This window comes from Micromonospora sp. NPDC049114 (assembly GCF_040648635.1).
GTDB lineage: Bacteria > Actinomycetota > Actinomycetes > Mycobacteriales > Micromonosporaceae > Micromonospora.
This window is the reverse complement of the sequence record NZ_JBEZEA010000015.1, coordinates 106,299-127,950: the sequence shown is the minus strand read 5'-3', so window position 1 is coordinate 127,950 and position 21,652 is coordinate 106,299. Positions and strand designations below refer to the sequence as shown.

General features: G+C 72.0%; 19 protein-coding genes. 14 read left to right on the top strand and 5 right to left on the bottom strand.

What is annotated here, in order from left to right:
- Positions 1 to 86: 86 nt before the first annotated feature.
- The 5 genes from yajC to AB0B39_RS29305 all read left to right on the top strand — a co-directional run bounded on the left by yajC (position 87) and on the right by AB0B39_RS29305 (position 7,177).
- Positions 87 to 425 (top strand): preprotein translocase subunit YajC, encoded by a 339-nt coding sequence (gene yajC / locus AB0B39_RS29325; RefSeq protein ID WP_308195356.1) that lies wholly within the window; start codon positions 87 to 89, stop codon positions 423 to 425.
- Between the two features lie 278 nt (positions 426 to 703).
- Complete coding sequence (gene secD / locus AB0B39_RS29320; RefSeq protein WP_234583502.1) at positions 704 to 2,614, top strand: protein translocase subunit SecD; 1,911 nt, start codon at positions 704 to 706, stop codon at positions 2,612 to 2,614.
- Between the two features lies 1 nt (position 2,615).
- Positions 2,616 to 3,809: a protein translocase subunit SecF gene (gene secF / locus AB0B39_RS29315; protein ID WP_357575919.1), complete on the top strand. Its 1,194-nt coding sequence runs from the start codon at positions 2,616 to 2,618 to the stop codon at positions 3,807 to 3,809.
- Positions 3,810 to 3,912: 103 nt separating this feature from the next.
- Positions 3,913 to 4,479, top strand: a complete 567-nt coding sequence (locus tag AB0B39_RS29310) for an adenine phosphoribosyltransferase (protein ID WP_234583500.1) — start codon at positions 3,913 to 3,915, stop codon at positions 4,477 to 4,479.
- Positions 4,480 to 4,648: 169 nt separating this feature from the next.
- Positions 4,649 to 7,177, top strand: coding sequence for a RelA/SpoT family protein (locus AB0B39_RS29305; RefSeq protein ID WP_234583499.1), 2,529 nt, complete (start codon positions 4,649 to 4,651; stop codon positions 7,175 to 7,177).
- Between the two features lie 70 nt (positions 7,178 to 7,247).
- Here the strand turns inward: AB0B39_RS29305 and AB0B39_RS29300 are convergent, their stop codons facing one another.
- Positions 7,248 to 8,087 carry a peptidylprolyl isomerase gene (locus AB0B39_RS29300; protein WP_357575918.1) on the bottom strand — a complete coding sequence of 280 codons (840 nt, stop codon included), beginning with the start codon at positions 8,085 to 8,087 and terminating at the stop codon, positions 7,248 to 7,250.
- Between the two features lie 60 nt (positions 8,088 to 8,147).
- The gene (locus AB0B39_RS29295; protein ID WP_234583497.1) at positions 8,148 to 9,026 is read right to left on the bottom strand and encodes a peptidylprolyl isomerase; all 879 of its coding nucleotides are present in this window, start codon (positions 9,024 to 9,026) and stop codon (positions 8,148 to 8,150) included.
- A 267-nt stretch (positions 9,027 to 9,293) separates the two neighbouring features.
- Between AB0B39_RS29295 and AB0B39_RS29290 the strand changes: the two genes are divergently transcribed.
- From AB0B39_RS29290 to AB0B39_RS29280, 3 genes are all read left to right on the top strand, one after another.
- A complete protein-coding gene (locus AB0B39_RS29290; protein WP_357575917.1) occupies positions 9,294 to 10,004 on the top strand; it encodes an MBL fold metallo-hydrolase in 711 nt (236 codons plus the stop codon).
- 72 nt (positions 10,005 to 10,076) lie between these two features.
- Positions 10,077 to 11,405 carry a histidine--tRNA ligase gene (hisS, locus tag AB0B39_RS29285; RefSeq protein ID WP_357575916.1) on the top strand — a complete coding sequence of 443 codons (1,329 nt, stop codon included), beginning with the start codon at positions 10,077 to 10,079 and terminating at the stop codon, positions 11,403 to 11,405.
- Between the two features lie 71 nt (positions 11,406 to 11,476).
- Entirely contained in the window at positions 11,477 to 12,418 is a 942-nt protein-coding gene (locus AB0B39_RS29280) for an acyl-ACP desaturase (protein ID WP_357497648.1), read from the top strand.
- A 115-nt stretch (positions 12,419 to 12,533) separates the two neighbouring features.
- On the opposite strand, the gene AB0B39_RS29275 is transcribed toward AB0B39_RS29280, so the two are convergent.
- Positions 12,534 to 13,049 carry a PaaI family thioesterase gene (locus AB0B39_RS29275; protein WP_357575915.1) on the bottom strand — a complete coding sequence of 172 codons (516 nt, stop codon included), beginning with the start codon at positions 13,047 to 13,049 and terminating at the stop codon, positions 12,534 to 12,536.
- 55 nt (positions 13,050 to 13,104) lie between these two features.
- Here AB0B39_RS29275 and AB0B39_RS29270 point away from each other — a divergent pair, with 55 nt between their 5' ends.
- Positions 13,105 to 13,581, top strand: coding sequence for a helix-turn-helix domain-containing protein (locus AB0B39_RS29270; RefSeq protein ID WP_357497650.1), 477 nt, complete (start codon positions 13,105 to 13,107; stop codon positions 13,579 to 13,581).
- 391 nt (positions 13,582 to 13,972) lie between these two features.
- Positions 13,973 to 15,016, top strand: a complete 1,044-nt coding sequence (locus tag AB0B39_RS29265; RefSeq protein WP_357497652.1) for a S1 family peptidase — start codon at positions 13,973 to 13,975, stop codon at positions 15,014 to 15,016.
- Positions 15,017 to 15,105: 89 nt separating this feature from the next.
- On the opposite strand, the gene AB0B39_RS29260 is transcribed toward AB0B39_RS29265, so the two are convergent.
- The gene (locus AB0B39_RS29260) at positions 15,106 to 15,825 is read right to left on the bottom strand and encodes a DUF998 domain-containing protein (RefSeq protein ID WP_357497654.1); all 720 of its coding nucleotides are present in this window, start codon (positions 15,823 to 15,825) and stop codon (positions 15,106 to 15,108) included.
- Positions 15,826 to 16,010: 185 nt separating this feature from the next.
- Between AB0B39_RS29260 and aspS the strand changes: the two genes are divergently transcribed.
- From aspS to AB0B39_RS29240, 4 genes are all read left to right on the top strand, one after another.
- On the top strand, positions 16,011 to 17,816 hold the full coding sequence (aspS, locus tag AB0B39_RS29255) for an aspartate--tRNA ligase (RefSeq protein WP_357575914.1): 1,806 nt from the start codon (positions 16,011 to 16,013) through the stop codon (positions 17,814 to 17,816).
- A 104-nt stretch (positions 17,817 to 17,920) separates the two neighbouring features.
- Positions 17,921 to 18,730 (top strand): sugar nucleotide-binding protein, encoded by an 810-nt coding sequence (locus tag AB0B39_RS29250; protein ID WP_357575913.1) that lies wholly within the window; start codon positions 17,921 to 17,923, stop codon positions 18,728 to 18,730.
- 64 nt (positions 18,731 to 18,794) lie between these two features.
- Positions 18,795 to 19,412, top strand: coding sequence for a helix-turn-helix domain-containing protein (locus AB0B39_RS29245; RefSeq protein WP_357575912.1), 618 nt, complete (start codon positions 18,795 to 18,797; stop codon positions 19,410 to 19,412).
- Between the two features lie 114 nt (positions 19,413 to 19,526).
- On the top strand, positions 19,527 to 20,810 hold the full coding sequence (locus AB0B39_RS29240; protein WP_357497662.1) for an MFS transporter: 1,284 nt from the start codon (positions 19,527 to 19,529) through the stop codon (positions 20,808 to 20,810).
- Positions 20,811 to 20,902: 92 nt separating this feature from the next.
- Here the strand turns inward: AB0B39_RS29240 and AB0B39_RS29235 are convergent, their stop codons facing one another.
- Positions 20,903 to 21,643, bottom strand: a complete 741-nt coding sequence (locus tag AB0B39_RS29235; RefSeq protein ID WP_357497664.1) for a GNAT family N-acetyltransferase — start codon at positions 21,641 to 21,643, stop codon at positions 20,903 to 20,905.
- Positions 21,644 to 21,652 lie beyond the last annotated feature (9 nt).

The following is a 21,652-nucleotide window of genomic DNA, read 5'->3' as shown; positions in this document are numbered from 1 at the left end:
CGCCGCGGTCTGTACAGGATGTGAGAATCCGCCTCCGCTCCGGCACTCCCGTGCCGTGGCTGGTGGCCAATGGGAAGGCAGTAACCGTGCAATACCTTGCAGCGGGTGGTGGGGCCGGCGGCTTCACGCCGATCCTGATGATCGTCCTGCTCTTCGGCGTCATGTACTTCATGATGATCCGTCCGCAGCAGAAGCGTCGCCGCGATGCGGAGGCCATGCAGTCCGCGCTGGGCCCGGGCGACGAGGTTGTCACCATCGGCGGGCTCTACGGCACGGTCACCGGCGTCGAGGACGACGCCGTGCTGCTCGAGATCGCTCCGGGCGTCCAGACCCGCTACGCCCGGCCGGCCATCGCCCGGGTGGTCACCCGCGCGGAGCTGCCGAGCGAGCCGGTCACCGAGGACGCGGACACCGTCAAGGACTGACTCCGCCCGCCGGGCGACGGTTCTGGCGTACGGCCAGGCGACCGGAGACCGGGGGCCGCCCCGCCCGACGGGGCAGCGGACGCGACGTGAAAACTGGATAGTTGGGTCGACGCCGGGCGTCGGCACGTTCCCGTGACCGTCGGCGTCCCACGCCGGCGTGTCCGGCCAGCGCGCCGGCACCCCCGTCGGCCAGGTCAGACCCGTTGGCCGGGACCCCCGGCCCGACACTCGCCGCCGCCGCGCGCAGCGGCGCGACCGTACAGGGAGACAGGACAACCGTGGCACCACCTCAGGGACAGATGCGACCCGGCCGGCAGCTCGCCGTGCTCGGGTTCATCTTCGTCGTCCTCTATCTTTTGGTGTTCTTCTCGGGCGGCGCCAGCGGCAGCTTCAAGGACCGGCTGGAGCCCAAGCTCGGCCTGGACCTGATCGGCGGCACCCGGATGACGCTGGAGGCGACAAACAACGTCGACGGCAAGCCCCCGACTGCCGAGAACCTTGAGGAGGCCCGGCAGATCATCGAGAACCGGGTCAACGGCCTCGGCGTGGCCGAGGCCGAGGTGGTCACCGAGGGCAACCGGAACATCGTCATCTCCCTGCCCGGTGAGAACCGGAACCTCGACGAGGTGGGCAGCGCCGCCGAGCTGCGCTTCCGCAAGGTGCTCAAGGCCGCCGACGGCAGCGGGACGGCCGCCGCGCCGCCGGCCGCCACGGCGGCTCCGCCGGGCAGCGTCACCCCGTCCGGCGCCCCCTCGGCGACCCCGTCCGGCAGCGCCGCGCCGAAGGTGAGCCCGTCGGCCAGTGGTGGACAGGGCGGGATGGCGCCCGCGCCGTCCGCCAGTGCCACGCCTGCCACGCCGACCCCCTCGGCCTCGGCGAGTGCCCCCGCGCCGTCGGCGAGCGCCAGCGCCGAGCCGGTGCCGGCGAGCGTCGAGGAGCAGCGCAAGGCCGTCGAGCAGAAGGTCGGCGCCGCCGCCTGGCAGGCCGCCAGCGGTCTGCAGGCCCCCGCCGACCTGAGCGCCGACCCGTCGCTGGGCGACAAGCTCAAGCCGTTCAGCGCGCTGTCGCCGCAAGAGGTCGCCGTGTTGCCGGCGCAGATGCAGTTCAACGTGCCGACGATCGGGTGCGCCCAGCTCGACAAGCGTCCCCCGGCGTCGATCTCCGACCCGAAGCAGCAGGTCGTGTCCTGCGAGGGCGGGGCCTCGAAGTACCTGCTCGACCAGGCCAAGGTCCTCGGCACCGACGTGGACGACGCCGACGCGGTGCTCGACCAGACCAACGCCTGGGTGGTCAGCCTCGACTTCACCGGTGACGGCCAGAGCAAGTGGACCGCGTTGACCCGTGAGGCGTTCAACAACGAGGGCCAGGCCTGCGACGCCAGCGCGCTCGGTCAGGACGGCAAGTGCCGGGTGGCAGTCGTCCTGGACAACGAGATCGTCTCCTCCCCGGAGATCCAGGGCGTGCTGACCGGCAACTCCCAGATCACCGGCAACTTCAACCAGAAGGACGCCAGCGCACTCGCCGGCCAGCTCCGCTACGGCGCGCTGCCGGTGACCTTCAAGGCGCAGGAGTCGCAGAACGTCACCGCGACCCTGGGGGCCAGCCACCTGCGGGCCGGTCTGCTCGCGGCCGGCATCGGCATGCTGCTGGTCATCATCTACGCGTTCTTCTACTACCGGCTGCTCGGCTCGGTGATCTTCCTGAGCCTGATCCTCTCCGCGCTGCTCGTCTTCGGCGCGCTTGTGGTGCTCGGCCGGCAGATCGGCTTCACGCTCACCCTCGCCGGCATCGCCGGCATGATCGTCTCGCTCGGTGTGGCGGCGGACTCGTTCGTCATCTACTTCGAGCGACTCAAGGACGAGATCCGGGAGGGGCGCAGCCCGCGCAGCGCGGTGCCCCGCGCCTGGGTCCGCGCCCGCCGGACGATCATCTCGGCCAACGCGATCACCCTGCTCTCCGCTGTGGTGCTCTACGTGGTCTCGGTCGGCACGGTCAAGGGCTTCGCGTTCGCCCTCGGCCTGGCCACGGTGCTGGACCTGGTCGTGGTCTTCCTCTTCCGGCACCCGATCATGACGATGTTCGCCCGGACCCGGGCGTTCCTGTCCCCGCGGGTCAGCGGCCTGGGCCGGGCGCTTCCGGCCCGAAACCAGCAGACTCAGCCCCGCAACCCGCGCGCCAAGGAGGCCTGAGATGGCTCAGAACGGTCTGGCGAGCCGCCTCTACAACGGCGAGGCCGGTCTCAACGTCGTCGGCCGGCGCAAGCTCTGGTTCGGCGTCGCCGGGATCCTGATCCTGATCGCGATCCTGAGCGTCTCGATCCGCGGGTTCAGCCTCGGCATCGAGTTCGCCGGCGGCAACTCGTTCCAGGTGCCGGCCAGCGTCGGCACCCTGAACCAGGCCGAGGAGCAGGTCGACGCCGCGCTCGCGGCCGAGGGCGGCGGCGCCGAGGTGGTGACCGCTCAGAAGGTCGGTGGCACGGGCGGCGACACCTACGAGCTGCGTACCGGTCAGCTCAGCGCGGAGCAGGCCACCGCCGTCAAGGCCGACATCGCCAAGCGCTTCGGCATCAACGCTGACCAGATCAGCGGCAACCAGGTCAGCGAGGCGTGGGGCAGCCAGGTCACGTCGCGGGCCGTGCTCGGTCTGGTGATCTTCATCGCGCTGGTGATGGTCTACCTGATCCTGCGCTTCGAGTGGCGGATGGCGGTCGCCGCGGTGGCGTCGCTGTTCACCAACCTGATCCTCACCGCCGGCATCTACTCGCTTGTCGGCTTCGAGGTCACCCCGTCGACGATCATCGGTTTCCTCACGATTCTGGGCTTCGCGCTCTACGACGTGGTGGTGGTCTTCGACAAGGTGCAGGAGAACACCCGCGGCATCACCGCCAACAACAACATGACGTACGGCGAGGCGGCCAACCTGGCCGTCAACCAGAGCCTCATGCGGTCGCTGAACACCTCGGTGGTGGCCCTGCTGCCCGTCGGTGGTCTGCTCTTCATCGGTGCGGGCCTGCTCGGCGCCGGAACGCTGAAGGACCTCGGCCTGGTGCTGTTCGTGGGTATGGCGGTGGCGTTCCTGACCTCCATCCTGGTGGCGACGCCGCTGCTGGCGCTGCTGAAGAACTACGACCCCCGCATCCAGGCGCACAACAAGCGGGTGCAGGCCCGTCGGGGCACGCCGGGCCGTGGCGAGGTCCCCGGCAAGGGTGCTGCGGCCCCGGTCGAGGGCGAGGTGGCCGACGCGCCGCTCGACCCCGACTCCGCCGCGCTGGCCGGCGCCGCCCCGAAGGTGGGCGCGCGGCCGGCGGGCAAGCGGCCGACCGGCGCCCGGGGCGGTCGCCCCGGCGGCGGCGGTAACCGGCCCGGCGGCGCCAAGCGGCGCTGACCGGCCCCGGGGTCGACCCGGGAGGAAACGCCCGAACGGCGTCCGGCATGCTGTGCGAGCAGCATGCCGGACGCCGTCGTCGTGGGAAGGGAAACGAACAACCGTGACGGAGACCCACAGCACCGCGGCGCGCGGGGACAGCGGCCCGGAGGCCGCCCGGTTGGTGGCCAGCCGGGTGCTGGACGTGCCGGACTTCCCCAAGCCCGGTGTCCTGTTCAAGGACCTGATGCCGCTGTTCGCCGACGGCAAGGCGTTCCGCGAGGTCGTCGACGGGATCGTCGCGTACCACGGGCGGGACGGCTTCGACGTGGTGGTGGGCATCGAGGCGCGCGGCTTCGTCGTCGCGGCGGCTGTCGCGTACGCGGCCGGGGTGGGCGTGGTGCCGGTGCGCAAGGCCGGCAAGCTGCCCCGCCCGGCGCACTCGGTGTCGTACGCGCTCGAGTACGGCGAGGCCACCCTGGAGGTGCACGAGGACGCCTTCACCGCCGGCCACCGGGTGCTGGTCGTCGACGACGTGCTGGCTACCGGCGGCACCGCCGAGGCGACGCTGGACCTCGTCGAGCGGGCCGGCGGGACGGTCACGGGCTTCACCGTTCTGCTGGAGATCGGCTTCCTGGGCGCGCGGGAGCGGCTGGCGCCGCGCCCGGTCCATGCCCTGCTGACCGTTTGAGCCCGGCCCGTCGGGCGGAGCTCGCGCCGACCGTCCGGCGGAGCGGCAGGGGACCGTCCGTGCGGGTAGCATTGCCCTTTGCTGACGCCGGCGGTACACCGTCCGGCGACGCGAGACCAGGCCGGCCGACGTTCGGCCGGTGTGTTTCCGGCGAGCGGTGAGGAGGCCGGTGTCCCACGATGTCGTCCCTCCGGCGGAGGGCACGGTGCACCCGACAGGCGACGCTGACGGCTCGGTGACCGACCGGAACGGCGACGCGCCGGCCCGGGTGACGGGCACCGACAACGGCTCCGGCAGGGCTCCTGCCGACGGCGCGACGGCTCCGACCGGGGTCCCGGTGAGCGCCACCACCGAGGCGTCCGCGGGCGCCGACGGGGTCGTGGTCCCGTTCCCGACCGACGCCGGCGTCGACCCGTCACCGAGCGGTGGCTTCGGGCTGTCCAACGCGCCCACCGGTCGGCGGGTGCGCGCCCGGCTGGCCCGGTTCAACGCGCCCTGGCAGACCTCGCAGGTCAGCGAGGTGCTGGAGCCGCTCATCGCGAGTCACCGGGAGAACCACCCGAAGGCCGACGCGCGGCTGCTCCAGCGCGCCTTCGACACGGCCGCGCGGTGGCACTCCGGGCAGTACCGCAAGTCCGGCGACCCGTACATCACCCACCCGCTCGCCGTCGCCACCATCCTCGGCAATTTGGGCATGGACACCACCACGCTCGTCGCCGCGCTGCTGCACGACACCATCGAGGACACCGAGTACACCCTCGACGCGATGCGCGCCGACTTCGGCGGCGAGGTTGCCCTGCTGGTCGACGGCGTCACCAAGCTGGACAAGGTCAAGCTGGGCGACGCCGCCAAGGCCGAGACGATCCGCAAGATGGTCGTGGCGATGGCCAAGGACCCGCGGGTGCTGGTGATCAAGCTGGCCGACCGGCTGCACAACATGCGCACCCTGACCTTCCTGCCCCGCCCCAAGCAGGAGCAGAAGGCCAAGGAGACGCTGGAGATCCTGGCGCCCCTCGCCCACCGGCTCGGTATGAACACGATCAAGTGGGAGCTGGAGGACCTGGCCTTCGGCACCCTGTTCCCCAAGCGCTACGAGGAGATCAACCGGCTGATCGGGGAGCACCAGCCGCAGCGGGAGTCGCTGCTGCGGCAGGTCACCCAGAAGGTCGGCACCGACCTGAAGGCCGCCAAGATCAAGGCGGAGACGACCGGGCGGCCGAAGCACCTCTACTCGATCTACCAGAAGATGATCGTGCGGGGTCGCGACTTCAACGACATCTACGACCTGGTCGGCGTCCGGATCCTGGTCGACACCGTGCGGGACTGCTACGCGGCGCTCGGCGTGATCCACGCCAACTGGCAGCCGGTGCCGGGGCGGTTCAAGGACTACATCGCCATGCCCAAGTTCAACATGTACCAGTCGTTGCACACGACTGTCATCGGGCCCACCGGCAAGCCGGTGGAGATGCAGATCCGCACGTACGCGATGCACCGCACCGCGGAGTTCGGCATCGCCGCACACTGGAAGTACAAGGAGCACAAGGGCACCCAGATCGTCGGCCCGCCGGCGCACATCGACGAGATGACCTGGCTGCGGCAGCTGCTGGACTGGCAGCGGGAGGCGGCCGACCCGAGCGAGTTCCTGGACGCGCTGCGCTTCGACCTGTCCAGCCAGGAGGTGTACGTCTTCACCCCCAAGGGTGACGTCATCCCGCTGCCGACCGGGTCGACGCCTGTGGACTTCGCGTACGCGGTGCACACCGAGGTGGGGCACAAGTGCATCGGCGCGCGGGTCAACGGCAAGCTGGTGCCGTTGGAGTCGACGCTGTCCAACGGCGACGTGATCGAGATCTTCACGTCGAAGTCCGAGACGGCCGGCCCCACGCAGGACTGGCTGGGCTTCGTCAAGAGCCCGCGCGCCCGCACGAAGATCCGCCAGTACTTCAACAAGGAGCGGCGCGAGGAGGCGATCGAGGCCGGCAAGGACGCGATCGTCAAGGCGATGCGCAAGCAGGGCATGCCGTTGCAGCGGATGCTCACCTCCGACGCGCTGATGTCGATCGCCCGGGACCTGCACCTCGCCGACGTGGCGTCGCTGTACGCGGCGGTCGGCGACAGTCAGGTCTCCGCGCAGTCGGTGGTGCAGAAGCTGATGGCCGCGTACGGCGGCGAGGAGGGCGCGGCGGAGGACATCGCCGAGACCGCCGTCGCCACCCGGCCACCGCGCAGCCGCCAGAGCAGCAGCGACCCCGGTGTGGTGGTCCGTGGCGTCAGCGACGTCTGGATCAAACTGGCCCGCTGCTGCACGCCGGTCCCACCGGACTCGGTGTTCGGCTTCGTCACCCGCTCCGGCGGGGTGAGCGTGCACCGCGACGACTGCGCCAACGCCGAGGACCTGCGGGCCCAGGCCGAGCGGGTGGTCGAGGTGAGCTGGAAGCTCACGTCCGCCTCCACGTTCCTGGTGGCGATACAGGTCGAGGCACTGGACCGGCACAAGCTGCTCGCCGACGTCACCCGGGTGCTCTCCGACGAGCGGGTCAACATCCTGTCCGCGACGGTCACCACCACCCGCGACCGGGTGGCGGTGAGCCGGTTCAGCTTCGAGATGGCCGACCCGAAGCACCTGGGCCACCTGCTGGCCACCGTACGCAAGGTCGACGGGGTCTTCGACGCGTACCGGGTCACCTCGGGCGCCTGAACCCCGTACCCCGCACACGAAAAGCGCCCGCCGGCTCAGCCGGCGGGCGCTTCGTCGTCTCGTGCGGGTGTCAGCCCTGCGGCGGGCTCATCGTGAGGTCGGTGATCACGACCTCCTTCTTCGGGTGGCCGCCACCTGCCTGCTGGGCGAACGCCCCGTCGTCGCCGGCCTTGGCCACGTCCTTGACGATGTCCATGCCGCCGGTGACCGTGCCCAGCACCGTGTACGCCGGGTCCAGCGGCGAGTCGCCGTACACGATGAAGAACTGGCTGCCGGTGCTGCCCGGCTGACCGGAGTTGGCCATCGCGATGACGCCCTCCGGGTACGGCGGGCGCTTGTCGGTGGGCAGGTTCTCCTCCGGCAGTCGGAAGCTCGGCCCACCCGTGCCGTCGGTGTCCCGCCAGCCCTTGCCGGTGGCGCTCGGGTCACCGCACTGCAGCACCTTGATGCCCTCGGTCACCAGGCGGTGACACTTGCTGTTGTCGAAGAAGTTCTTCTCCGCCAGGTAGGTGAACGCCCCGGCCGTGCACGGCACCTGCGACCTGTCGACCTTGGCCGTGATCGGGCCCAGGTTGGTGGTGATCGTCATGGTCTGCACGCCCTTGGCGGACTGCTGGTTGCTGGGCACCCCGACGTCCTTGATCTGCGGGGGCCGCTGGTCCGTCGGCATCGCGTTGTAGACGCACTCGCTGGCACCGGGCGCCGAGGCGGCGGTGTCGGTCTTGTCGTCGTCGCCGCCGAGGGTCGTGGCCAGCCACACCGTGCCGGCGACCACGAGCACCAGCACGGCGGCCGCGCCGACGATCGCCTGCGTCTGGCGGCGCTTGCGGGCCTTGGCCGAGCGCTCGGCCATCTCCTTCTCGAGTCGGGCGCGTGCCGCCGCGCGCTGCCGCTCTCTGGTGGACGTCACGCCTGGATCCTCCTGGCTGTTTGCTGCGGGGTGCCGCTTAAGGTGGGGTGGGGCGACCGGTCAGCCGGCGCTCGGGCTGCTGGCCGGAGCACCGGACGGCGCCGGTGCCGCGCCGGTGACCGGCTCGCCGACCGTGAGGCTCTGGATCACCACGTCGGTCTTGGGCTTGACCTTTGCCCCGGTCCCATTGTCCACGGTCGGCAGGGCACCGATCTTCTCGACCACGTCGAGCCCACCGGTCACCTTGCCGATCACCGGGTACTTCGGGTCAGTGGTCGTGAAGTCCTTGAAGAAGATCAGGAACTGGCTGCCGTTGGCGCCGGGCGGGTTGGAGATCATCGCCACGGTCCCCTTGGGGTACGTCGGCGGCTGACCGGGCGCCGGGCTGGCCGACGGCGACGCCGACGGCACGGTCGGCACGTCCTCGTCGTAGAACGAGTAGGTAGGCCCGCCGAGGCCGGTGCCGCTGGGGTCACCGCAGCGCAGCGCGCCGTCGGCGGTGATCTCGTGGCACTTGGTGTTGTCGTAGAACGACCGGCTCGCCAGGTGGGCGATGCTCGCCGCCGCGCAGGGGGAGTTGGCCAGGTTCAGCTCGGCGGTGATCGGCGCACCCTGGTTGGTGGTGACCGTCATCGCCCGGGTGCCGTCGGTCGGCAGGTCCTTGGTCGCCGGCGTGCCGACGTCCTTGAGGTTGGTGTTGGCGCTCGCGTCCTGCGGCGTCCAGAGGCAGGTGTCCTCCGCGGCGGTGTTCTTCTTCGGATCGGAGTCGAACGCACCGAGCGCCCAGGCCGAGCCGGCCACGATCACCGCGAGGACCAGGAAGGCGCCGACGCCGGCCTGGATCTGCCGGCGACGCCGCGTGGCGGCGGCCCGGCGAGCCAACTGCCGGTCGAGCTTGGCCCGCGCCAGTTTGCGCTGCCGGTCCCTGCTGGAAGCCACAGGTGCTCCCCTTTCCTCTGCCTGGTCGTCACCGGCGGCCGGGTACCCCGGCCCGTCCGGGCGTCGCGTGTGCCACGCCACACGCCCGCCAGAGTGTACGGCTAGTGACTGGGAATGTGGTGTACGAGGTCCACCCCGCCGCCAGCAGCTCATATCGTGCGATGTCACTGTGTCGGATGGGGCCTCGGGGGCGGACGCGGCAAACGCGCTCGCCGCGCCGGTTAGGCTGCTGGGCAGGACGACAGCTCGACGGAGAGGACAGCGCCCGTGCTCGTGGCCGGCTTTCCCGCGGACGCCTTCGGCACCAACTGCTATGTGGTGGCCACCGCGCCGGGGGAGCAGTGCGTGGTGGTCGATCCCGGCATCGGGGTGCTCGACCAGCTCGACGCGCTGCTCGCCGAGCACCGCCTGCATCCGGCCGCCGTGCTGCTCACCCACGGCCACCTCGACCACACGTTCTCGGTGGCGCCGGTCTGCGGCGCGCGCGGGATCACCGCGTACGTGCACCCCGGCGACCGGGAGATGCTCGCCGACCCGGCCAAGGGTCTGTCGGCCGACCTGACCTCGCTCTTCGGCGGCAAGCTGAGCTACACCGAGCCGGAGGACGTGGCCGAGCTGACCGACGGCGCGACCCTCACGCTCGCCGGCCTGGAGATCGCCGTCGACCACGCCCCGGGCCATACCGGCGGGTCGGTGCTGTTCCGGCTGCCCGGCGCGGGGTCCGGCTGGGAGGCCGACGAGATCTGCCTCTCCGGCGACGTCCTCTTCGCCGGCTCGATCGGCCGCACCGACCTGCCCGGCGGCAGCATGCCGGCGATGCTCACCAGCCTGCGCGACAAGATCCTCCCGCTGGCCGACGACACAGTCGTGCTGCCCGGCCACGGCCCCAGCACCACCATCGGCCGCGAGCGCGCCAGCAACCTGTACCTCATCGAGGTGGCCGGCGCGACGCCTGCCGCTCCCACCCGGGGCCTCTAGTTCTTCGTCCGCGCCGCGCGCGGACCCACGACACCACCGCGCCGCGGGCGCGGGACCGCAAGGAGTACGCCGATGAGCAAGCCCACGCCCATCTCCGGTTTCCCGGAGTGGACCCCCGGCCAGCGGATGATCGAGCAGTTCGTGCTCGGCAAGATCCGGGACACCTTCGAGCTGTACGGGTTCGCCCCGCTGGAGACCCGCGCCGTCGAGCCGCTGGACCAGCTGCTGCGCAAGGGAGAGACCTCCAAGGAGGTCTACGTGATCCGGCGACTGCACGCCGACGCCGAGGGATCCGGTGGTGACGACCAGCTCGGCCTGCACTTCGACCTGACCGTGCCGTTCGCCAGGTACGTGTTGGAGAACGCCGGCAAGCTGAGCTTCCCGTTCCGCCGCTACCAGATCCAGAAGGTGTGGCGGGGTGAGCGGCCGCAGGAGGGGCGCTACCGGGAGTTCGTCCAGGCCGACATCGACATCGTCGACCGGGACACCCTGGCCGCGCACCACGAGGCGGAGATGCCGCTGGTCATCGGCGACGCGCTGGGCGCCCTGCCCATCCCACCGGTGACCATCCAGGTCAACAACCGCAAGATCTGGGAGGGCTTCTTCCGGGGCATCGGGGTGACCGACCCGGAGGCGGCGCTGCGTACCGTCGACAAGCTCGACAAGATCGGCCCGGCGAAGGTGACCGAGCTGCTGGCCGAGACCGCCGGGGCGAGCGAGGCGCAGGCCAAGGCGTGCCTGGCGCTGGCCGAGATCTCCGCCCCGGACGCCTCCTTCGCCGACGCCGTCCGGGCGCTCGGGGTGAGCGACCCGCTGCTCGACGAGGGCATCGAGGAGCTGGTCCGGGTGGTGGACACCGCCGCCGAGCACTCGCCCGGCCTCTGCGTGGCGGACCTGCGCATCGCCCGTGGGCTGGACTACTACACGGGCACCGTCTACGAGACCCAGCTGCGTGGCTACGAGCGCTTCGGCTCGATCTGCTCCGGCGGCCGGTACGACAACCTGGTCAGCGCCGGCGCTGTCTCGTACCCCGGGGTGGGCATCTCGATCGGCGTGACCCGGCTGCTCGGGCTGCTCTTCGGCGCGGGGGAGCTGTCGGTCTCCCGTTCGGTGCCCACCTGTGTCCTGGTGGCCCTGGCCGACGAGGAGCACCGCTCGGCCAGTGGCCGGATCGCGTCGGCGCTGCGCGGGCGGGGCATCGCCACCGAGGTGTCGCCGAGCGCGGCGAAGTTCGGCAAGCAGATCCGCTACGCCGAGCGGCGTGGCATCCCGTACGTCTGGTTCCCGGGGGCCGACGGCGCTCCGGACGAGGTGAAGGACATCCGCTCGGGTGAGCAGGTCACTGCCGACGCCGGGGAGTGGGCGCCGCCCCGGGAGGACCTGAAGCCGAAGGTCGGTTGAGTGTCACGACTGGCGCGCACGGCCGCGGGGACCTACGGTAGCGTAAGTTACGCCACCGTAGGGAGTTACTCGTGACCGTGAGCACCACACTGAGCCAGACCGCCCTGCTCGTCGAGCTGGAGCCGGTCGTCGCGCGCAACCTGGACCGCCACCTCTCGCTGGCGAAGGAGTGGTTCCCGCACGAGTACGTGCCGTGGAGCGAGGGGCGCACGTTCGACGGGCCGCTCAATGGTGAGGCGTGGTCGCCGACCGACTCGACGATCCCGGACGTCGCCCGGACCGCGCTGATCGTCAACCTGCTGACCGAGGACAACCTGCCCTCGTACCACCACGAGATCGCCACCCTGTTCGGCCGCGACGGCGCGTGGGGCACGTGGGTGCACAGGTGGACCGCCGAGGAGGGCCGGCACGGCACGGCCATCCGGGACTACCTGACCGTCACCCGGGCGGTCGACCCGGTGGCGCTGGAGCGCGCCCGGATGACCCACATGTCCGCGGGCTACGTCAACGTGCACGACGACGAGGTGCTGCACTCGCTGGCGTACGTCTCGTTCCAGGAGCTGGCCACCCGGATCTCGCACCGCAACACCGGCAAGGCCACCGGCGACCCCGCCTGCGAGGCGCTGCTGGCCCGGGTCGCCGCCGACGAGAACCTGCACATGGTCTTCTACCGCAACCTGCTCGCCGCCGCGTTCGAGCTGGCCCCGAGCCAGGCCATGCGGGCGGTCGCCGACGTGGTGGCCAACTTCCAGATGCCCGGCAACGGCATCGACGGTTTCGCCCGCAAGTCGGTGGCGATCGCCCTCGCCGGCATCTACGACCTGCGCCAGCACCGCGACGAGGTGCTGCAGCCGGTGCTGCGCCAGTGGGACGTCTTCAACGTGACAGGCCTCGACGCCGACGGCGAGGCCGCCCGCGAGCAGCTCGCGGCCCAGCTGGAGACCCTGGAGAACGCGGCGGCCCGCTTCGAGGAGAAGCGCGACGCCCGAGCAGCCCGCCTAGCCCTCCGCTAACCCACCCCACCCGCCACACCCCGTTGATCATGAAGTTATTGCCGCGACACGCCGGCGAGGCGGGCAATAACTTCATGATCAACCGCCGAGAGGCCGCCGGAGAGCCCGGGGGTCTTCAGGGGGTTGGGGGGAGGGGGAGCAGGAGGCAGGTGCTTGTGGCGTGGGCTATCAGGCGGGCGTTCGCGTCGGTGAGGCGGGCTTCGGCCAGGGCCGTGCGGCGACCGCGTTGCAGTACCGTGCCCTCGCAGCGCAGCGTCCCGCTGTCGACGGTGACCGGGCGCAGGAACTTCACGTTCAGGTCCAGCGAGGTGTAGCCGACCCCGGCGGGCAGCGTGGTGTGCACGGCGCAGGCGGCGGCGGTGTCCAGCAGGGTCGAGATGACGCCACCGTGGACGGTGCCCAGCGGGTTGTAGTGGAACTCCTGCGGGATCAGCTCGACGGCGACCCGACCCTCGTCGGCCTCCATCCGCGCCATGTCGATCAGGTGCATCACCGGGGGCGCGGCCAGCTCTCCGGCGATCATCGCGCGGAGCAGGTCGAGGCCGCTGCGCCGACCGACCTGCGCGGCGTTGGCCGCCGGGTCGGACCAGGTGAAGGTACGGCTGCGCGCCGGCTCCTGGGTCTGAGTCATGGACGCAGCGTGGCAGGACGTTGCTGAGTCTGTCAATGAGACCTAGCCTGGTCGGATGAGACCCGCGGCACTGGACTGGTCGGTGGAGAACTGCACCATCGCCCGCGCGATGGAGATCCTCGGCGAGCGGTGGACCATGGTGGTGCTGCGCGAGGTGTTCAGCGGCGTGCGGCGCTTCGACGACATGCGGGTCCGCACCGGTGTTCCGCGCCAGGTTCTCACGAACCGGCTGGCCGTGCTCGTCGAGCGGGGCGTGCTACGTCGTGAGCCGTACCGGGAGCCCGGCAGTCGGCTGCGCCACGAGTACCGGCTGACGGAGAAGGGTCTGGCCCTCTGGCCGGTGCTGGTCGCCGTGCTCGGGTGGGGTGACCGGTACCTGGCCGACGCCGAGGGCCCGCCGTTGAGCGTGGAGCACCGCGACTGCGGCGCCCCGGTACGCGTCGAGCTGCGCTGCGCCGAGGGGCACCCGCTGGATGATCCCCGCGACGTCCTGCCCCGCCCGGGTCCGGGCGCGCGCCGCCGTACCCCCTGACGCCGTCCGCTCGTCCGCGTCGCCCTCTGCCGTCTGCCGTCTGTGTCGCCGCCGTACGCGGGCCCCCCGCCGTGCTGCCCGATCCCGTGGTGATGCCGGCGTCGGGGCGCGGCGGGGGTTGTGGCGGCAACGGCGTCGGTCGGCAAGTGATGTCCGAAACGGATCCGGCGGTCCTCAGGGGTGTGACGGCAGGTGCCCCCGAGCGTGTCCACGGTGTTGCGGAGGTGTGACCGGAGCGGGTCGACGAATTCGGGCGAAACCAGGTCTTGTCAATGATCTTAAGTATGTGAATACTTCAGTTCACTCGGCCGGTTTTCGCAGATCGGCCGGGTCGCCCTCGGGTCAGCCACCCCCGGCCGGACCCGTCTCCCCCGCCCAGGAGGTTTGTTACATGCGACCCACGAGGTCCTCATTCCGCGTTGCGGCGACTGTTGCCGTGAGCGGAACCCTGGTCGTCGGCTCGCTCATCGGCGCACCCGCCCAGGCCGCCCCCGCCGCCTCGCCCGACGCCGCCGCAGCCCTCTCCGCTCAGCTCGGCGACCGCTCCGCCGGCTCGTACATCGACGCCAGCGGCAAGACCGTCGTCACGGTGACCGACGCCGCCGCCGCCCGCACGGTCAGCAAGGCCGGAGCGAGCGTCCGGTACGTCACCCGCGGCGCCGCGGAGCTCAACCGGGCCACCGCCGAGCTGGAGCGCTCGGCGAAGATCCCGGGCACCGCCTGGTGGAGCGACCCGATCACCAACCAGGTGGTCGTCTCCGTCGACAGCACCGTCACCGGCGCCAAGCTGGAGCGGGTCAAGGCCGCTGCCGCGAAGGCCAACGGCGCGGTCCGCGTCGAGGCCGAGGCCGGCGTGCTCAGCACCCGGATCTCGGGTGGCCAGGCCATCTACACCGGCGGCTACCGCTGCTCGCTCGGCTTCAACGTGCGCAGCGGCAGCACCTACTACTTCCTGACCGCCGGGCACTGCACCAACCTCGGCACCAACTGGTACTCGAACTCCAGCCAGACCACCCTGCTGGGCACCCGTACCGGCACCAGCTTCCCGGGCAACGACTACGGCATCGTGCGGCACAGCAACTCCGCGAACGCCGCCGGCAACGTCTACCTCTACAACGGCAGCTACCGGGACATCACCGGCTCCGGCAACGCGTCGGTCGGCCAGTCGGTGCAGCGCTCGGGCAGCACCACCGGCCTGCGCAGCGGCACGGTGTCCGCGACCAACGCCACGGTGAACTACGCCGAGGGTTCGGTCTCCGGCCTGATCCGCACCAACGTCTGCGCCGAGGGTGGCGACAGTGGCGGCTCGCTCTTCTCCGGCGGCACCGCGCTCGGCCTGACCTCCGGCGGCAGCGGTAACTGCAGCAGTGGCGGGACGACCTACTTCCAGCCCGTCACCGAGGCCCTGAGCCGCTACGGCGTCAGCGTCTTCTGATCGATTCACCGCCCGCGGGTCGCCGGAATCCTCCGGCGGCCCGCGCCGCGCGTCCGGGGCCTGCCGTCCGCCCCGCCGCCCGCGCCGCCTCAGGCGAGGCGATCCGGTCCGTCCGTGGGGAACAGGGGATCCGGCGGTACGACACCTGTCGCCGCCACGGCGGGCCCGAGCGGCGTGGCGCCGTCGCCGGCCCAGGCGAGGTGTGCCCGTCGGGCGGAGAGGACCGCCAGCAGCGGCCAGAGTGACACGCCCACGGCTGTCACCCGTTCGGCCAGGCCGGTCCGGGATCCGCTGGTCACCTCGAACGCGAACCAGCCGAAGAGGGCGAGCAGCACGATCGTGGCGCTCAGCGCCACGCCCCGCCGAAACGCCCAGGGCGGCTGCGGGGCGCCCGGATGTGCCGCGTCCGGACCACGCGGCAACCGCAGCGCCGACCCGGCCGGCCAGAGCGCCAACGCCAGGACGGCGATGGTGGCCGCGATGCCGTGGCTGAGCGATCCGCCGACCGCCGGCCGGGGAAAGGCGACAAGCGCGATGGTGGCCACGCCGCCGACGGCGAGCAGGAAGCGGCTGGGCAGCCCGGCCGCGTGCAGCACGACGGCGATCGCCAGGTAGCAGCAGCCCAGCAGCAGCAGCGCAGTGATCATGATCCACGAGTCGGTGGCGTCGTGCCCCGCCAGCTCGCTGATGGTGTCGCGGACCGGGTCGTACCCGGCCGGCTGCCGGGCGCCCGCGACCGTCCACCCGCCCACCAGCAGCACCGGCGCGGCCACCGCCGTGGCGACGCCCCAGTTTGGTACGGCGCGCATTCGGCCACGTTAACCGGCGCGACGGCCCGGCGAGCCGGGTTCGCCAGGCTGCCCACCGGCGAAGCGCGCGGCCCGCCGCCTGCTCACCTGCGAATCGTGCCGGCCTGCCGGGTGCCCCCGAGCGGGGCCGGCCACCCCTGACAGAATGCGGGTGAGGACTGTTCCACGATGAGGAGTTGCCAGCCGTGATCCGTACCCACAATGCCGGAAGCCTGCGCGCCGCGGACGCCGGCTCGACGGTGACGCTCGCCGGGTGGGTGGCCCGCCGGCGTGACCACGGCGGCGTCATCTTCGTCGACCTGCGCGACGGCTCCGGCGTGGTCCAGGTGGTGTTCCGCGAGGAGGACGCGCACGCGCTGCGCAACGAGTTCTGCGTGAAGGTCGTCGGCCAGGTGACCCGCCGGCCGGCCGGCAACGAGAACCCGGAGCTGCCCACCGGCGAGGTCGAGGTGACAGCCGTCGAGCTGGAGGTGCTCTCCGAGGCCGCGCCGCTCCCGCTCCCGGTGGACGACCAGATCGAGGCCGGTGACGACCTGCGCCTGCGGTACCGCTATCTCGATCTGCGTCGCAGTGGCCCGGCGAACGCGCTGCGGCTGCGCTCGCGCGCCAGCCACCTCGCCCGGGGGGTGCTGCACGAGCGGGACTTCCTGGAGATCGAGACGCCGACGCTGACCCGATCGACGCCCGAGGGCGCCCGCGACTTCCTGGTGCCCGTGCGGCTCCAGCCCGGCAGCTGGTACGCGTTGCCGCAGTCGCCGCAGCTGTTCAAGCAGCTGCTGATGGTCGGCGGCATGGAGCGGTATTACCAGATCGCCCGCTGCTACCGCGACGAGGACTTCCGCGCCGACCGGCAGCCCGAGTTCACCCAGCTCGACATCGAGATGTCGTTCGTCACCGAGGACGACGTCATCGACCTCGGCGAGGCGATCGTCTCGGCGCTGTGGAAGGACCTGGCCGGGCACGAGATCAACCGGCCGATCCCGCGGATCACGTGGCACGACGCGATGGCCCGGTACGGCTCGGACAAGCCGGACCTGCGCTACGGCGTGGAGCTGACCGAGCTGACCGACTACCTGCGCGGCACCGAGTTCCGGGTGTTCGCCGGCGCGATCGACGCGGGCGGCTACGTCGGCGCGGTGGTGATGCCCGGTGGCGCGGCGCAGAGCCGCAAGGAGCTGGACGGCTGGCAGGACTGGGCCAAGGCGCGCGGCGCGCGGGGTCTGGCGTACGTGGTGCTGGACGCCGAGACCGGCGAGGCGCGCGGCCCGGTGGCCAAGAACCTGTCCGCCGAGCACCTGGGCGGGCTCGCCGACGCGGTCGGCGCCAAGCCGGGCGACGCGGTCTTCTTCGCGGCCGGCACGAACGCCCGCGAGGCGCAGGAGCTGCTGGGCGCTGCCCGGGTCGAGATCGCCAAGCGGGCCGGCCTGATCGACGAGAGCGCCTGGGCGTTCTGCTGGGTGGTCGACGCGCCGATGTTCGAGAAGACCGACGAGGGTGGCTGGACGGCCGTGCATCACCCGTTCACCTCGCCGAACGCGGAGTGGGTGGACCGGTTCGAGGAGGCGCCGGACCGCGCCCTGGCGTACGCGTACGACATCGTCTGCAACGGCAACGAGATCGGCGGCGGCTCGATCCGTATCCACCGGGGCGACGTGCAGAAGCGGGTCTTCGACCTGCTCGGCATCACGCCGGAGGAGGCGCAGGACAAGTTCGGCTTCCTGCTGGAGGCGTTCAAGTACGGCGCACCGCCGCACGGCGGCATCGCGTTCGGCTGGGACCGGGTCTGCATGCTGCTGGCCGGCGCGGACTCGATCCGCGAGGTCATCGCGTTCCCGAAGACCCGGGGCGGTTTCGACCCGCTGACCGGTGCGCCGACCCCGATCACCGCCCAGCAGCGCACCGAGGCCGGCATCGACGCCAAGCCCAAGCCCGCGGCCACCCCGCACGCCGGCACGGCCGGCCCGGCAGCCCCGGTGGCCGACCCGGTCTGACCGCACCCCCCACTGCCCTTGCTTGGTTGATCAAGAGGTTTGCGTCATCATCGCCCCGCGAGATGACGCAAACCTCTTGATCATCGGTGGGGGAGTGGGCTGGGATGCGGGTGCTTGTTGTCGGGGGTAGCGGGTTTCTGGGCCGGGAGGTCTGTCGGCGGGCCGTCGGCGCCGGGTTCTCGGTCGTGGGGACGTACCACTGCGGGTCCGTCGGGGTGTCCGGCGTTGTCGGGCGGCGGCTGGACGTGACCGACCGCGCCGCCGTGCGCACGCTGGTCGCCGAGGTGCGGCCGGACACTGTGGTCGCGACCCCCTATCGGTACGACGACTGGGCGGTCACCGCCGACGGGGCCGCGTACGTGGCCCTCGCCGCCGCCGAGGTGGGGGCGCGGCTGGTGCACCTGTCCAGCGACGCGCTGCACGGCGGCCGTCCCACGCCGTACGCCGACGACGACCCGCCCAGCCCGGTCAACGCGTACGGGGCCGCGAAGGCGGCGGCGGAGACCGCCGTACGGGCGATCGACCCCGGTGCGGCGCTGGTGCGGACCTCGCTGATCCTGGGAGAGGGCAGCAAGCAGATCGAGCTCTGCCGCGAGGCGCTGGCCGGTCGGGCCGTCCTGTTCACCGATGAGTTCCGCTGCCCGATCGAGGTCGGCGACCTGGCCGACGCCGTGCTGGAGCTGGCCTCTTCGTCGTACGCCGGGCTGCTCAACGTGGCCGGTCCGGACGCGGTCAGCCGGGCCGAGCTGGGTCTGCTGGTCGCCGAGCGGTTCGGTCTGGACGCGACGGGCCTGAAGACCACCACGGCCACCGCAGCCGGCGTGGTCCGCCCCAGCGACGTACGCCTCGACTCCTCCCGCGCCGCAGGTCTGCTCCGGACGCGACTGCGCGGGGTGCGGGAACTCCTGGCCTGACCTCATGCACACTTTCTATGCACAACCCTTGTGCATAGAAAGTGTGCAGAGATAGTGTGCAGTCATGGCGAATGACGAAGCGACCCCGCGGCCCGCCCCGCGCGAGGTGCGGATCGACAAGCGGCAGGTCCGGGTGCTCGCGCACCCGCTGCGGATGCGGCTGGTCGGCGCCCTGCGGGTGAACGGGCCCGCCACCGCCACCACGCTCGCCGAGCTGCTCGGCACCAACACCGGCGCGACCAGCTACCACCTGCGCCAACTCGCCGAGGTCGGGCTGGTCATCGAGGATCCCGACCGGGGCAGCGGACGCCAGCGCTGGTGGCAGGCCGCGCACGACGTCACGAGCTGGGAGCCGAGCGACTTCGACGACGACCCCGACGCCCGTGCCGCGATCGAGTGGATCCAGGGCGCCCAGGTGCGCCTCCTCGTCGAGCACGCCGAGCGCTGGTTCGCCACCCAGCACGAGTGGTCCCCCGCCTGGCGGGACGCCTTCGGCATGGGCGACGTGTTCATGACCATCCCGCCGGACCGGCTGGAGGCCCTCAAGACGGAAGTGTGGGAGGTGCTGGAGCGGTACCACCGGGAGGCCGAGCCGGTCGACGTGGCCGAGCCCGCCGACCCGCAGGCCCGCCCGGTGCAGGTCTTCCTGGCCGCCTACCCGCTGCTGGACGGTCCCCGATGAGCGCGAGGAGTGAGCCGGGGTTGCGAGCCCCGCAGTCGCGAATGGAGGTGGCGTCGTGAGCGCGAGGAGTGAGCCGGGGTTGCGAGCCCCGCAGTCGCGAATGGAGGTGGCGTCGTGAGCGCGCTGACCGTACGCCAGGTCCGGCGTCGTTACCTCACCCTCTACGGTCTGCGCTGGCTGCCCACGGGGTTGATGATCCCGGTGATGATCCTGCTGATGCAGGAGCGCGGCCTGTCGCTGCCGCAGATCGGCCTGGTCGGCACCGCGCAGGGGCTGCTGGTGCTCGCGCTGGAGCTGCCCACCGGTGGGTTCGCCGACGCCCTCGGCCGCCGACCCGTCCTGCTCGCCGCCGGAGCGCTCAACCTCGCCTCGCTGGCGCTCTTCGCGGTGGCCGACTCGTTCGCGCTGTTCTTCCTGGTCTGGGCATTGCAGGGCGTCTACCGGGCACTGGACAGCGGCCCGCTGGAATCCTGGTACGTCGACGCCACCCTGGCCGCGGACCCGCAGGCCGAGTACGAGAAGGGCCTCGGGTACGCCGGCACCGTGATCGGCGGGGCCATCGCGGGCGGCGCGCTGCTCAGCGGCGGCCTGGTCGCGCTCGGGCCGCTCGGGCCGGTCAGCGCGCTCACCGTGCCGGTGCTGGTCGCGATCGTCGCCCAGGCGGTCGCGCTGGTCGCGCTGCTGGTCCTGCTGGTCGAGGAGCGGCCGGCCACCGGGTTCGCGGCGGTGCGGGCGTCGGTGGTGCAGGCGCCCCGGATGGTCGGTCAGGCCATCGGTCTGCTGCGCCGTTCCCGGGTGCTGCTGGCCCTGGTGGCGGTGGAGTTGTTCTGGGGCTTCGGCATGGTCACCTTCGAGTCGCTGCTGCCGGTCCGCCTCGCCGAGGTGGTCGGCGACCCGGAACGCGCCGCCGCGCTGCTCGGGCCGGCCAGCTCGGCCGCCTGGCTCGCCAGCGCGGCCGGCGCGGCACTGACCCCGCTGCTGCTGCGCTGGTTCGGGGCGGCTCCGGGCGCGGCCCTGCTGCGCATCCTGCAGGGCGTCACGGTGGTCGGGATGGGGCTGTTCGCGGGGCCGGTCGGAGTGCTGGTGGCCTACCTGGCCTGCTACGCCGTGCACGGCGCGTCGAACCCGCTGCACAGTGGTCTGTTGCACCGCCAGGTCGACGGCCCGTACCGGACCAGCGTGCTCTCGCTGAACTCGATGATGGGGCAGCCGTCCGCCGCCCTCGGCGGGGTGGTCCTGACCGCGATCGCCGCCAGCGTCAGCGTCAGCGCCGCGATGGTGGTCGGCGCGGTGGTACTGGCCGTCGCCGCGCCGCTCTACCTGCCCGCCTGGCTGGCCGGCCGTCGACCCGCTCCCGCCAGCGAGCCGACAGTGGCCCCGGTCCCCGCCGATCGGTAGCGAAGGGCGCTCACCGGCGCCCGGCGCCAAGGCCGCTCACCGACGCCCGGTGGCACGGCCGCTCACCGACGCCCCGGTGTCGGTGAGCGGCCTCAGCCGAGGCGGATCGCGGTGAGGGACAGGGCGTCGGTGAAGCCGAGCCGGCGGTACAGCCGCACCGCCTGGACGTTGTGCGGGTAGACGCCGAGCCCGACCGTGTCGTGCCGGGCCAGCAACGCCCGGGTCATGCCGGCGGTCAGCGCCGCGCCCAGCCCCCGGCCCCGCTGGTCGGGGGCGACGGTCAGGCCGGCCAGGAACCCGACGTCGCCCCGGCTGCGGTCCGCGCCGCACGCCACCAGGCGGCCGCCGTCCCGGATGCCGTACCAGTCGAGCACCCGGGGGTCGTCCGGGCGCGTGGTGGTGGTCGGGAACGCCTCGTCGACCAGCGCCGCGAGCGCCGGGCGGTCGGCGTCGGTGAGTCGTACGACCCGCTGCTCGTCCGGCTGCGCCGGCGGCGTCACGGTGGTCCAGTGGAACTCCCAGTCGACGAACTCGTCCACCGCCAGCCGGCCCGCCACCACGGCGGGGTCGAGCCGGGGCAGGTGCATCCGGTGCTCCGGCCGCAGCACCCCGTCGGCGACCAGCGCGGCGCAGATCTCCAGCACCGGCTCGACGGGGCCGATGGCGTCGGCGCCCAGCCCGCGCTCGGGCGGCAGCAACCACAGCACGGCGCCGTCGCGCCGGAAGCCGTGCGCCGGCACACCCGGCGAGAGCGAGTGCCGGACGAACGGGTGGTCACCGGCGGCGGCCAGGATGGCGGCCCGGTCGTGGATCGCCTGGTCGTCGATGATCATGACGTCAGC